Origin of the sequence: Dactylosporangium sp. NPDC049742 (assembly GCF_040674675.1) — a bacterium.
In the GTDB taxonomy this organism is placed as follows: domain Bacteria; phylum Actinomycetota; class Actinomycetes; order Mycobacteriales; family Micromonosporaceae; genus Dactylosporangium; species Dactylosporangium maewongense.
On record NZ_JBFANF010000040.1, the window covers coordinates 18,580 to 30,961 of the forward strand.

At 72.2% G+C, this 12,382-nt stretch carries 9 protein-coding genes; 8 read left to right on the forward strand and 1 reads right to left on the reverse strand.

Annotated features, from left to right (window positions below):
* Positions 1 to 94: 94 nt before the first annotated feature.
* Positions 95 to 943 (reverse strand): hypothetical protein, encoded by an 849-nt coding sequence (locus AB0J72_RS37415; protein WP_363407571.1) that lies wholly within the window; start codon positions 941 to 943, stop codon positions 95 to 97.
* An 85-nt stretch (positions 944 to 1,028) separates the two neighbouring features.
* On the opposite strand from AB0J72_RS37415, the gene AB0J72_RS37420 reads away from it, so the two are divergent.
* The 8 genes from AB0J72_RS37420 (at position 1,029) to obgE (ending at position 12,336) form a co-directional block, all read left to right on the forward strand.
* Positions 1,029 to 1,784 carry a beta-phosphoglucomutase family hydrolase gene (locus AB0J72_RS37420; RefSeq protein WP_363407574.1) on the forward strand — a complete coding sequence of 252 codons (756 nt, stop codon included), beginning with the start codon at positions 1,029 to 1,031 and terminating at the stop codon, positions 1,782 to 1,784.
* The gene (locus AB0J72_RS37425) at positions 1,784 to 4,129 is read left to right on the forward strand and encodes a glycoside hydrolase family 65 protein (RefSeq protein WP_363407577.1); all 2,346 of its coding nucleotides are present in this window, start codon (positions 1,784 to 1,786) and stop codon (positions 4,127 to 4,129) included. The genes AB0J72_RS37420 and AB0J72_RS37425 overlap by 1 nt, the downstream gene beginning before the upstream one ends.
* A 49-nt stretch (positions 4,130 to 4,178) precedes the next feature.
* Positions 4,179 to 6,143, forward strand: a complete 1,965-nt coding sequence (locus tag AB0J72_RS37430; RefSeq protein ID WP_363407580.1) for a TIGR03960 family B12-binding radical SAM protein — start codon at positions 4,179 to 4,181, stop codon at positions 6,141 to 6,143.
* Complete coding sequence (locus AB0J72_RS37435; protein ID WP_363407583.1) at positions 6,136 to 6,939, forward strand: TIGR03936 family radical SAM-associated protein; 804 nt, start codon at positions 6,136 to 6,138, stop codon at positions 6,937 to 6,939. The genes AB0J72_RS37430 and AB0J72_RS37435 overlap by 8 nt, the downstream gene beginning before the upstream one ends.
* 132 nt (positions 6,940 to 7,071) lie before the next feature.
* On the forward strand, positions 7,072 to 10,044 hold the full coding sequence (locus tag AB0J72_RS37440) for an Rne/Rng family ribonuclease (protein WP_363407586.1): 2,973 nt from the start codon (positions 7,072 to 7,074) through the stop codon (positions 10,042 to 10,044).
* A gap of 127 nt (positions 10,045 to 10,171) precedes the next feature.
* Positions 10,172 to 10,486 carry a 50S ribosomal protein L21 gene (gene rplU / locus AB0J72_RS37445; protein ID WP_033365478.1) on the forward strand — a complete coding sequence of 105 codons (315 nt, stop codon included), beginning with the start codon at positions 10,172 to 10,174 and terminating at the stop codon, positions 10,484 to 10,486.
* A gap of 10 nt (positions 10,487 to 10,496) precedes the next feature.
* Positions 10,497 to 10,754 (forward strand): 50S ribosomal protein L27, encoded by a 258-nt coding sequence (gene rpmA, locus AB0J72_RS37450; RefSeq protein WP_360567371.1) that lies wholly within the window; start codon positions 10,497 to 10,499, stop codon positions 10,752 to 10,754.
* A gap of 127 nt (positions 10,755 to 10,881) precedes the next feature.
* Positions 10,882 to 12,336 (forward strand): GTPase ObgE, encoded by a 1,455-nt coding sequence (gene obgE, locus AB0J72_RS37455; RefSeq protein WP_363407590.1) that lies wholly within the window; start codon positions 10,882 to 10,884, stop codon positions 12,334 to 12,336.
* Positions 12,337 to 12,382: the final 46 nt, after the last annotated feature.

Sequence of the window (12,382 nt, forward strand, 5' to 3'; positions counted from 1 at the left end):
GGCCCTGACCTGATCGAGCGTGATCCTGGTCAGGGTGCTGCCCACCATGACCGGCCGCCACGAGCGCGGCGAGTTTGTGCCTGTGCATCAGTGGTCAGCCGCGGCGGACGATGGAGCCGCGGATGTTGTGGGTCAGGGTGCCGGCCTGCTCGACGGGCTTGCCGGGGAAGACGGCCAGGGCGATGACGCCGTGGTCGGCCCAGCCGCAGACGGTCGCCGAGCGGCCGTCGAAGCGGGCCGCGGCGCAGCGCTGCTCGCCGCCGAAGGGGCCGGGGTCGATGTCGCGCACCGTGCCGACCTGCATCGCGGCCGGGAGCTTGCGGATCGAGGCCTCCAGGTCGCGGGTGGGGTCGGTGATGAAGCGGGTGGCGCCCGCGACGAGGACCCGCAGCTGCCTGTTCGAGGCGTCGGTGTACGTGACCGTGAAGCCGGACTCGTCGAGGTGGTCGGAGGTCAGGGCCTTCTGCAGGTCCGTGGCCGCCTTCTTGGCGTTCGCGTCGCTGGACCGGGTGAGCCCCGGCACCGTCGCGTCCACCTGCACCGAGGCCGGGTACTGCACCCAGTAGGGCCGGGCCCACGCGTACGAGCCGCCGCAGCAGCCCGCGCACAGGGCGATGAGCAGCAGCATCACCCACGGCCAGCGCCGCTTGCGCCGCCGGTAGGCCGGGGGCGGCGGACCGTAGCCGGGCGGGGGGCGATAACCGGGCGGCGGGCGGTACCCGGGCGGGGGCGGACCGTACTGCGGCACCGGCACGTACCGGATCTCTGGCGGGGGCGGTGAAGGATCCGCCGGCAGCGGGACCGTCCGCGGCGCGGCGGGCAGATCGAGGGTGTCCTCCCACTGCCGCCGCCGGCGTGACCCGCCCGGAGGCACCGCCGCCGAACCCACCCACGTCGGCGTGGCCGGCTGGCGGTCGGTCGGCGATTCATCCGGAAGTGTCACACCCTGAAGGCTAGCGACCCCGTGCACGGGCCGCCGTTCAGCGGCGGCAGGTTTGGCGGACACCTCGCACGGATACGGTTGCGGTGTGCTGGGTCTACCGGAACGCGTGACCGCCTGCCTGTTCGACCTCGACGGGGTGCTCACCCCGACCGCGATCATCCACAACAAGGCATGGACCAGGACGTTCGACGACTTCCTCGCCGGACGCGACGACCAGCGGCCGTTCGACCCGGTCGCCGACTACAACGACTACGTCGACGGCAAGCCGCGCGAGGCCGGCATCCGCGACTTCCTCGCCTCCCGCGGCATCACGCTGCCCGAAGGCACCCCCGACGACCCTCCGGACGCCCAGACCGTCAACGGGCTCGGCAACCGCAAGAACGAGCTGCTGCTCACCCTCATCAAGGAGGGGCTCGAGCCGTACCCGGGCAGCGTGCGCTACCTGAAGGCGGCCGCCGCGAACGGGCTGCGCCGGGCGGTGGTCAGCTCCAGCGCCAACACGCTGCAGGTGATCACGTCGACCGGCCTCGACGCCTACCTGGAGGTCAGGGTCGACGGCGTCACGATCCGCCAGCAGGGCCTGCACGGCAAGCCCGCCCCTGACACGTTCCTGGCGGCGGCGCGGGACCTCGGCGTCGCGCCGGAGCGGGCCGCCGTGTTCGAGGACGCGCTCTCGGGGGTCGCGGCGGGGAAGGCCGGCGGGTTCGGCTACGTCGTCGGGATCGACCGGATCGGCGGCGGGCACGCCGACGACCTGCGGGCCGCCGGCGCCGACATCGTCGTGCCGGACCTCGACGCGCTGCTGGAGGGCCGGGAACAGCCGGAAGGGCGGGACCGCTGATGGCGACATTCCCGGTCGAGCCGTGGGCGGTCCGCGAGACCGAGCTCGACCTCGACGACCTGGGCCAGACCGAGTCGCTGTTCGCGCTGTCCAACGGGCACGTCGGGCTGCGCGGCAACCTCGACGAGGGCGAGCCGTTCGGGCTGCCCGGCACGTACCTCAACTCCTTCTACGAGGAGCGCCCGCTGCCCTACGCGGAGGCCGGCTACGGCTTCCCCGAGGAGGGCCAGTCGATCCTGAACGTCACCAACGGCAAGGTGTTCCGCCTGCTGGTCGACGACGAGCCGTTCGACGTGCGGTACGGCAACCTCCTGAGCCACGAGCGGGTCCTCGACCTGCGGGCCGGCACGCTGCGGCGCGACGTCGACTGGATGTCGCCGGCCCAGCAGCGGGTCAAGATCAGCACCACCCGCCTGGTGTCGCTGGAGCAGCGGTCGATCGCCGCGTTCCTGTACGAGGTCGAGCCCGTCGACGGCCCGGCGCGGGTGATCGTGCAGTCGGAGCTGGTCGCCAACGAGGACGTCCCGCAGCAGAGCAAGGATCCGCGGGTCGCCGCGGCGCTCGGCCATGCCCTCGAGCCCGAGGAGCACTCGGCCAACGAGCTCAACGGCCAGCTGCTGCACCGCACGAAGGCGAGCTGGCTGCGGCTCGGCGCGGAGATGGACCACGAGGTCGACGCGCCGGTGCCGGTCCGCTCGCACACCGAGGCCAGGGAGGACTGGGCCCGCACCACGTTCGCGTGCGAGCTGCAGCCCGGCCAGCGGCTGCGGATCGTCAAGTACCTCGCGTACGGCTGGTCCAGCCAGCGGTCCCGGCAGGCGATCCGCGACCAGGTGCACGGCGCGATCGCCGGCGCCCGGCTCGGCGGCTGGGACGGCCTCGTCGCGGCGCAGCGGAGGTTCCTCGACGGCTTCTGGGCGCAGGCTGACGTCGAGGTCGAGGGCGACGCGGAGATCCAGCAGGCCGTGCGGTTCGCCCTGTTCCACCTGATGCAGGCCGGCGCGCGGGCCGAGGCCAGGCCGATCGCGGCGAAGGGCCTGACCGGCCGCGGCTACGACGGGCACGTGTTCTGGGACACGGAGAGCTTCGTGCTGCCGGTGCTGACCTACACGCACCCGCAGGCGGCCCGCGACGGGCTGCGCTGGCGGCACGACACGCTGCAGCTGGCCCGCGACCGCGCCGCGCAGCTGGGCCTGTCCGGGGCGGCGTTCCCGTGGCGGACGATCCGCGGGCAGGAGTGCTCCGCGTACTGGCCCGCCGGCACCGCCGGGTTCCACGTCAACGCCGACATCGCGGCCGCCGTGGTCCGCTACGTCCAGGCGACCGGCGACACCGCCTTCGAGGCCGACTGCGGCCTGGAGCTGCTGGTCGAGACGGCCCGGCTGTGGCGCTCCCTGGGCCACCACGACCGGCACGGCGTCTTCCACATCGACGGCGTGACCGGCCCCGACGAGTACAGCGCGATCGCCGACGACAACATCTACACCAATCTCATGGCCCAGCAGAACCTCGTCGCCGCGGCCGGCGCCGCCGAACGCCACCCGGACGAGGCGCGGGCGATCGGCGTCGACGACGAGGAGATCGCGTCGTGGCGCGACGCGGCCGCCAGGATCCACCTGCCCTACAGCAACGAGCTGCGGGTCCACGAGCAGTCCGCCGACTTCACCCGGCACCAGGAATGGGACTTCGAGCACACGCCCGACGACCACTACCCGCTGCTGCTGCACTACCCGTACTTCGACCTGTACCGCAGGCAGGTCGTCAAGCAGGCGGACCTGGTCCTGGCCATGCACTGGCGGGGCGACGCCTTCACCGCGGAGGAGAAGGCGCGCAACTTCGCCTACTACGACGAGCGCACGGTCCGCGACTCCTCGCTGTCGGCCTGCACGCAGGCGGTGATGGCCGCCGAGGTCGGGCACACCGAGCTGGCCTACGACTACCTCGGCGAGGCGGCCTTCGTCGACCTGTACGACCTGCAGCACAACTCCGGTGACGGACTGCACATGGCCTCGCTCGCCGGGACGTGGCTGGCGCTCGTCGCGGGCTTCGGCGGGATGCGGGACCACGGCGGGGAGCTGTCGTTCATGCCGCGGCTGCCGGACCGCCTGGACCGGCTGTCGTTCGCGATCACCTGCCACGGCGGCATCCTGCGGGTCACCGTCGACCACGCCGCGGCGACGTACCAGCTGGACTCCGGAGAGATGACGCTGCGCCACCACGGCGAGCAGTTCACCGTCACGGCAGACAAGCCGGTCACGCTGCGGGTCCCGCCGCCGCGACCGGCCACGCCGGCGCCCAAGCCGCCCGCCAGGCGGGAGCCGAGGCGGCGCCACCGGAACTCCTGAAGCGGCGGCGGCAGGGCGCGTCCGGGGCTTGCGGGTACCCTGGTAGCTCGTGAGCGTCGCAAGCGTCTTCCCGCAACTCGAGCGTCTCCTGCCCAGGATCAGCAAGCCGATCCAATATGTGGGAGGTGAGCTCGGTGCGGTCGTCAAGGACTGGGACTCCGCCACCGTGCGGTGGGCCCTGTCCTATCCGGACGCCTATGAGGTCGGGCTGCCCAACCAGGGCGTCCAGATCCTCTACGAGGTGCTCAACGAGCAGCCGGACGTGCTTGCCGAGCGCACCTACGCGGTGTGGCCCGACCTGGAGGCGCTCATGCGCGCCGAAGGTGTGCCGCAGTTCACCGTGGAGGCGCACCGCCCGGTGACCGCGTTCGACGTGTTCGGCATCTCGTTCGCCACCGAGCTCGGCTACACCAACATGCTCACCATGCTGGACCTGGCCGGCATCCCCCTCGACTCGCGCGAGCGCGACGACCGGCACCCGGTGGTCGTCGCCGGCGGGCACGCCGCGTTCAACCCCGAGCCGATCGCCGACTTCATCGACGCCGCCGTGCTCGGCGACGGCGAGGAGGCGGTCCTGGAGATCACCGCCATCGTGCGGCAGTGGAAGGCCGACGGCTCGCCCGGCGGCCGCGACGAGCTGCTGCTGCGCCTGGCGCGGACCGAGTCGGTCTACGTGCCGCGCTTCTACGACGTCGACTACCTGCCAGACGGGCGCATCCAGCGGGTCGTGCCCAACCGTGCCGACGTGCCCTTCCGGGTGCACAAGCGCACCACGATGGACCTGGACGCGTGGCCCTACCCCAAGCGCCCGCTGGTGCCCCTCGCGGAGACGGTGCACGAGCGCTACGCCGTCGAGATCTTCCGCGGGTGCACGCGGGGCTGCCGCTTCTGCCAGGCGGGGATGATCACCCGCCCGGTGCGCGAGCGGTCGATCACGACGGTCGGGCAGATGGTCAAGGAGGGGCTCGAGTTCTCCGGCTTCCACGAGGTCGGCCTGCTCTCGCTCTCCTCCGCCGACCACTCCGAGATCGGCGACATGTGCTCCGGCCTCGCCCAGCAGTACGAGGGGACCAACGTCTCCCTGTCGCTGCCCTCGACCCGGGTCGACGCGTTCAACGTGACGCTCGCCCAGGAGCTGGCCCGCAACGGCCGGCGCACCGGCCTGACCTTCGCGCCCGAGGGTGGCTCGGAGCGGATCCGCAAGGTGATCAACAAGATGGTCACCGAGGAGGACCTGATCCGGACCGTCGTCACGGCGTACAGCAACGGCTGGCGGCAGGTGAAGCTGTACTTCATGTGCGGGCTGCCGACCGAGACCGACGACGACGTGCTGCAGATCGCGAAGCTGGCGCACGAGGTCATCCGGGCCGGCCGGGAGGCCACCGGCTCCCGGGACATCCGCTGCACGGTGTCGATCGGCGGGTTCGTCCCCAAGCCGCACACGCCGTTCCAGTGGGCGAAGATGGAGACGCCGGAGGTCATCGACCACCGGCTCCGGGCGCTGAAGACGGCGATCAACGCCGACCGCAACCTCGGCAAGGCGATCGGCTACCGGTACCACGACGGTCAGCCCTCCCTGATCGAGGGCCTGCTCAGCCGGGGTGACCGGCGGGTGGGAGGGGTCATCCGGCGGGTCTGGGAGTCCGGCGGCCGCTTCGACGGCTGGTCCGAGCACTTCTCCTACCAGCGCTGGGTCGACGCCGCCGCGGCGGTGCTGCCCACGCACGGCGTGGACCTGGACTGGTACACCACCCGCGAGCGCGACCAGCACGAGGTCCTGCCGTGGGACCACCTCGACTCCGGCCTGGACAAGGACTGGCTCTGGCAGGACTGGCAGGACTCGCTCACCGAGTTCGAGCAGGACGACTGCCGGTGGACGCCGTGCTTCGACTGCGGCGTGTGTCCGAGCCAGGACACCGAGATCCAGATCGGCCCCACGGGCAAGAAGCTGCTGCCGCTGACCCCGGTCGGCGCGGGGCTGCGGATGCCTGAGGCGGTGCACCGGCATGGCTAAGCGACAGCCTGAGGGCGGCCAGGACCCCGTCGTGCAGCGGATCCGGCTGCGGTACTCGAAGCGGGGCCCGATGCGCTTCACCTCGCACCGCGACTTCGCCCGGGCGTTCGAGCGGGCGCTGCTGCGCGCCAACGTGCCGATCGCGTACTCGCAGGGCTTCACCCCGCACCCGAAGGTCTCCTACGCCTCCGCCGCCCCGACCGGCGTGGCCAGCGAGGCCGAATACCTGGAGATCGGCCTGCGGGCCGTCGTGGACCCGGACGACCTGCGGGTCGCCCTCGACGCGGCCCTCTCGCCCGGTCTCGACGTGATCGAGGCCGTCCAGTCGCCGCTCAACGGCGGCGGCAGCCTGGCCGACCGGATCGACGCGTCGGCCTGGCACCTCGAGCTGCCCGGCGTCACGCCGGCCGAGGCCGAGGCGGCGGTCCGGGCCTTCCTGGACGCCACCGAGGTGCTCGTGGAGCGGCTCACCAAGCAGGGCAAGCGGGTCTTCGACACGCGTGCCGCGGTTGTCCGGCTCGCCGTACTTTCCGTCCCTTCGACCCCCGGTGACGTACCTTCCGAGGTCACCGAGGCACCGTGTGCGATACTCGACCTTGTCGTGCGGCAGGGAACCCCGACCGTGCGACCCGATGATGTGCTGTCCGGTCTGCGTGTAGTAGCCGACCTGGAGCCTCCGGTCCCGCCTCGTGCGACCCGACTGGCTCAGGGAGTGCTGACCGCGCAGGAAGAGCTTGTCGATCCGCTCGCCGCGGATCGGCCGGCGGTCGTCGTCGGGGCTTCGTCACTGGAGTAGTCGGCGAGGTTGGCAGACTTTCGGCGGATCGTCCGTGTGAGCGGATACCTCCGCCGGCACAACATATATGCGGTGCCCCCGTGTGGCTGCGTTGCTACGCGCCCGGGAGCGCCAGAACTGGAGAACGTCCGCATGTTCGACAACGAGTCGGCAAGCGGCGAGGCAACCGGCGACGCGCCGGTTGCAGACGCCGCTACCACCGAAGAGACCACTCCCGTCCGCCGCACGCGGCGCCGGACCACCAAGGCGGCCGCCACCCCCGCCGCCGAGCCTGACGCGGCCGCTCCCGAGGCGACTCCGGATGTGACTCCGGATGTGACCCCGGAAGCGGCACCGGCGGAGGAGGCCGCGCCGGTCCGCCGGACGCGCCGCAGAGCGGTGAAGGCGACAGCGAGCGCCGAATCGGGCGATTTGGGCGAGTCTGGACAGCAGGCGCTGCCGCTGGACGCCGGCACCCCGGCCGCCGCCGCTGCGGACAGCACCGCGGCCGCCGGCGACCAGGCTGCCGAGGCTGAGCCAGCCGTCGCCGCGCCGGTCAAGCGCACCCGCCGCCGGGCGGTCAAGGCCGCGCCGGTGGAGGAGCCCGAGCCGCTGCCCGTGCCCGAGGCCGTCGTCCCCGAGGTCGTCGAGGCTCCGGAGGAGACCGCTCCGGCCGAGACCGAGACCGAGGACGAGGAGGCGGTCGAGGAGACCGTCGCCGAGGAGGTCGTCGCGCCGGTCGAGGAGCCGCCCGCCCGCCGGGGGCGCCGGGCCGCGCCGATCCAGGTGCTGTTCATGCCGCCGAGCGAGGAGGTGGAGCCGGTCCGCCCGGCCACCCCGGCGTTCGGTGCCGCGTCCGGCGCCACGTCGGGCATCGACCCGTTCGCCGCGCCGGCCGCCGCCGCCGTCGACTACGAGGACCTGGGCGAGGAGGCTCCCGAGGAGCCGGTCGGCCGCAGCCGCCGGCGCCGGGGCCGCCGCGGCGCCGAGGAGGCGCCCGCCGCCGCCGAGGCTCCGGTGGAGACCGACGAGGTCGACGCCGAGGTCGACGAGGATGAGGACGAGGACGAGTTCGAGCCCGGCACCCGCCGCCGGCGGCGGCGCGGCCGCCGTGGCCGCGGCCGTGGCCGGGGCACGCTCGGCGACGACGTGGACGACGTCGAGGGCGAGGCCGAGACCGACGCCGAGGGTGAGGGCGAGGAGGCCGCCGCCGACGAGGACGCCGAGGCGTCCGACGAGGGCGACGAGGACGGCGAGGGCATGACCCGCCGCCGGCGCCGCCGCCGGCGCAAGGGCTCCGCCGACACCGAGCCCGCCGACGACCCGCACGTGGTGGTGAAGATCCGCGAGCCCCGCCCGGCCGCCCGCGAGCGCGAGCGCGACGAGGTGCAGGGGATCTCCGGCTCGACCCGCCTGGAGGCGAAGCGCCAGCGCCGCCGCGACGGCCGCGAGCAGCGCCGGACCCGCCCGCCGATCCTGTCGGAGGCGGAGTTCCTGGCCCGCCGCGAGGCGGTCGACCGCACCATGGTCATCCGGCAGAAGAACGACCGCACGCAGATCGCGGTCCTGGAGGACAAGGTGCTCGTCGAGCACTACGTCACCCGGGCCTCGTCCAGCTCGATGGTGGGCAACGTCTACCTCGGCCGCGTGCAGAACGTGCTGCCCAGCATGGAGGCGGCGTTCGTCGACATCGGCCGGGGCCGCAACGCGGTGCTGTACGCCGGCGAGGTCAACTGGGACGCGACCGGCCTGGAGGGCCGCACCCGCTCGATCGAGCAGGCCCTCAAGTCGGGTGACTCGGTGCTGGTCCAGGTGACCAAGGACCCGATCGGCACCAAGGGCGCCCGGCTGACCAGCCACATCGCGCTGTCCGGCCGGCACCTCGTCTACGTGCCGCACGGCAACGCGTCCGGCATCAGCCGCAAGCTGTCGGACATCGAGCGCAAGCGCCTCCGCGACGTGCTGAAGAACCTGGTGCCCGACGGCGCCGGGGTCATCGTGCGCACCGCGGCCGAGGGCGCCAGCGAGGACGACCTGGCCCGCGACGTGAAGCGGCTGCAGGCGCAGTGGGAGGCCATCCAGGAGAAGTCCGGCAGCAGCAGCGCGCCGGCCCTGCTCTACGAGGAGCCCGAGCTGGTCGTGCGGGTCGTCCGCGACCTGTTCAACGAGGACTTCGGCGAGCTGGTCATCCAGGGCAACGACGCCTACGAGTCGGTCGAGCCCTACCTGTCGCACGTGTCGCCGGACCTGGTCGACCGGGTCAAGCGGTACACCGGCGTCAACGACGTCTTCGCGGACCTCCGCATCGACGAGCAGCTGATCAAGGCCCTCGACCGGCGGGTGTTCCTGCCCTCCGGCGGCAGCCTCGTCATCGACCGCACCGAGGCGATGACCGTCATCGACGTCAACACCGGCAAGTACACGGGCGCCGGCGGCAACCTCGAGGAGACGGTCACCCGCAACAACCTCGAGGCGGCCGAGGAGATCGTCCACCAGCTGCGGCTGCGGGACCTCGGCGGCATCATCGTCATCGACTTCATCGACATGGTCCTGGAGTCCAACCGCGACCTGGTGCTGCGCAGGCTGACCGAGTGCCTGGGCCGGGACCGGACCAAGCACCAGGTCACCGAGATCACCTCGCTCGGCCTGGTGCAGATGACCCGCAAGCGGGTCGGTCAGGGCCTGCTCGAGGCGTTCAGCGAGACCTGCGAGGTGTGCAAGGGCCGCGGCCTGATCATCCACACCGAGCCGATCCCCGAGAAGCGCGGCGGTGGCGGCGGCAGCGCCGGCAGCAACGGTCACGGCACGGCGAAGGTGGCCGCGGCGACCGTCACCAGCGGCGTGGAGGAGGCCGACGTCCAGCCGGCCCGCACCGGTCGCCGGCGTGGCCGCCGGGGCGGCGCCGCGGTCGCGGAGGTGGCCGAGGTGGCTGAGGTCGCCGAGGAGGAGACCGACGCGGTGGACGTGCCGCACACGGTGGAGGACGTCGAGGAGGAGGCGGAGTTCACGCCGATCGCCTCCGAGGACGACCCGGACAACATCGACGACGACGAGGACGAGTCGGCCGGCAACGGTGCCCGCCGCCGGACCCGCCGGGGTGGTCTGCGCAGGCGGACCCGCCCCTGATTTGGGGGGTACGCCACCGATGGCGTACCCTTCTCAAGGCGCACTTTCGTGCGTCGGGTCTTTGCGTGCTTTGTATGGGTCACGCGGATGACCAACCGCCAGTAGCTACGACAGGAGTCCGCGTCCGATGTACGCGATCGTCAAGACCGGCGGCAAGCAGTACAAGGTCGCCGAGGGCGATGTGATCGAGGTCGAGAAGCTCGCGGGCCAGCCTGGCGACTCCCTGTCGCTCGCGGCGGTGCTGCTTGTCGACGGCGAAGATCTCATCACCGACGCGGCGAAGCTTGCCAGCGCTGCGGTGACCGCTGAGGTCGTCGCGCACACCAAGGGTCCGAAGATCCGGATCCACAAGTTCAAGAACAAGACCGGCTACCACAAGCGCCAGGGTCACCGCCAGCCGCTGACCCAGGTGAAGGTCACCGGCATCTCCACCGGGAAGTAGGGGCAGCGCGATGGCACATAAAAAAGGTGCGTCCAGCTCGCGGAACGGGCGCGACTCCGCTGCCCAGCGGCTCGGCGTGAAGCGTTTCGGCGGCCAGCTGGTCAACGCCGGCGAGATCATCATCCGGCAGCGCGGCACCAAGTTCCACCCGGGTGACCTGGTGGGCCGCGGTGGCGACGACACGCTGTTCGCGCTCGCCGCGGGCCACGTGCTCTTCGGCACCAAGCGGGGCCGCAAGACCGTGAGCATCACCCCGGTCGCTGGCTGAAGCAGCTTTTCCGGACGGCGGGCCGGGGGCATATTCGCTCCCGGCCCGCCGTTCTCGTGTTCGTGAGGTCCTCGGGGTGCGGCAGCGCCGCGCCGCCGGCGATCTGTGAGGTTGAGGGGATCGGGTCGTGACCACGTTCGTTGACCGCGTCGTGCTGCACGTGAGGGCGGGCGACGGTGGCCACGGCTGCGTGTCCATCCACCGCGAGAAGTTCAAGCCGTTCGGCGGGCCCGACGGCGGTGACGGCGGGCACGGCGGCAGCGTCAAGCTCGTCGTCGACCCGGCCGTGCACACGCTGCTCGACTTCCACTTCCACCCGCACCAGAAGGGCGGCAACGGCGCCGGCGGCGCGGGCAACAACCGCGACGGCGCCAACGGGCAGACGCTCGTGCTGCGGGTGCCCGACGGCACCGTCGTGCACAGCATGGACGGCGAGGTCATCGCCGACCTGATCGGCGAGGGCACCGAGTTCGAGCTGGCCCGTGGCGGGCGGGGCGGGCGCGGCAACGCGGCCCTCGCCAACACCCGCCGCAAGGCGCCCGGCTTCGCGGAGCTCGGCGAGCCCGGCGAAGAGATCGACGTCGTCCTGGAGCTCAAGAGCGTCGCCGACGTCGGCCTGGTCGGCTTCCCGTCGGCCGGCAAGTCGTCGCTGATCTCGGTCATCTCCGCGGCCCGGCCGAAGATCGCCGACTACCCGTTCACCACCCTGGTGCCCAACCTGGGCGTCGTGCAGGCCGGCGACAACACGTTCACCGTCGCCGACGTGCCCGGACTGATTCCCGGCGCCGCCACCGGCAAGGGCCTCGGCATGCAGTTCCTGCGGCACATCGAGCGCACCGCGGTGCTGGTCCACGTGGTCGACACCGCCGCCCTGGAGACCGAGCGCGACCCGGTGTCCGACATCGACGCGATCGAGGCCGAGCTGGCGGCGTACGGCGGCCTGGAGGACCGGCCGCGGATCGTCGCGCTGAACAAGATCGACGTGCCGGACGGCCGCGACCTCGCCGACATCATGCGCGCCGACCTGGAGGAGCGCGGCTACGCCGTGTATGCGGTGAGTGCCGTCACCCACGAGGGGCTCAAGGAGCTCATCTTCGCGATGTCGGAGCTGGTCGGGCAGCAGCGCAAGCTGGCCCCGCCGCCGGAGCGCACCCGCATCGTCATCCGACCCGCCGCCGTCGACGACAGCGGCTTCACCATCGTCCAGGACGACGAGGGCGTCTTCGTGGTCCGGGGCGGCGCGCCCGAGCGCTGGGTCCGGCAGACCAACTTCGACAACGACGAGGCCGTCGGCTACCTCGCCGACCGGCTCGCCCGCCTCGGCGTCGAGGACGCGCTCAAGAAGGCCGGCGCGGAGCCCGGGTCGCCGGTCCGCATCGGCGTCCGCGAGTTCGACTGGCAGCCCAACACGTACACCGCCGACGACTTCGTGCCGGGCAACCGGGGCACCGACTACCGCCTGGAGGAGCCCAACAAGCGGGTCCGCGCCGCGGAGCGCAAGGCGATGCGGGGTGCCCGCCGCCAGCCGTACGAGACGCTGGAGCTCGCCCCCTCGGACGAGGACGACCAGGACGACTTCTGACCCGCCGATCCGTTTGTACGAATCTGCGGGTTACGTCCGTCTACTG

Coding starts and splice junctions, on each gene's coding strand:
- AB0J72_RS37425 (WP_363407577.1), top strand. CDS start 1,784: ATGGCGACATTCCCGGTCGAGCCGTGGGCGGTCCGCGAGACCGAGCTC.
- AB0J72_RS37435 (WP_363407583.1), top strand. CDS start 6,136: ATGGCTAAGCGACAGCCTGAGGGCGGCCAGGACCCCGTCGTGCAGCGG.
- AB0J72_RS37440 (WP_363407586.1), top strand. CDS start 7,072: ATGTTCGACAACGAGTCGGCAAGCGGCGAGGCAACCGGCGACGCGCCG.
- rplU (WP_033365478.1), top strand. CDS start 10,172: ATGTACGCGATCGTCAAGACCGGCGGCAAGCAGTACAAGGTCGCCGAG.
- rpmA (WP_360567371.1), top strand. CDS start 10,497: ATGGCACATAAAAAAGGTGCGTCCAGCTCGCGGAACGGGCGCGACTCC.